The organism is Bifidobacterium pullorum subsp. saeculare (assembly GCF_016899725.1).
Taxonomy (GTDB): Bacteria; Actinomycetota; Actinomycetes; order Actinomycetales; family Bifidobacteriaceae; genus Bifidobacterium; species Bifidobacterium pullorum_C.
In genome coordinates this window covers 1-253 of the sequence record NZ_JACLYU010000300.1, presented here as the reverse complement: position 1 = coordinate 253, position 253 = coordinate 1, and the positions used below count along the sequence as shown (strand labels likewise).

Annotated in this window: 1 pseudogene; it reads left to right on the top strand. The window is 67.6% G+C overall.

From position 1 onward, the window contains the following. Positions 1–253, top strand: a pseudogene (locus H7U32_RS10620) (ABC transporter substrate-binding protein); the annotation flags it as partial.

Here is a 253-nt window from a genome sequence, read left to right as displayed (position 1 = left end):
CGCCCCCGACTCCGCCTTCGGCCTGAAGATCGGCTACACCGCCTTCGCGCCGCTGCCGGATTCCTTCTTCGACGATCCGAAGGCCTTCGGCGAGAACCCGAAGGACGGCTGCACCGGTCCGTACGTGATCCCGTCGAACATGGAGCACTTCCAGAACGGCACCGAGGAAGGCGAGCTGCGCCGCCAGGCCATCTCGATGGCCATCGACCGCAAGGCCCTGTGCGAGAAGGTGCTCTCCGGCACCGGCACCCCG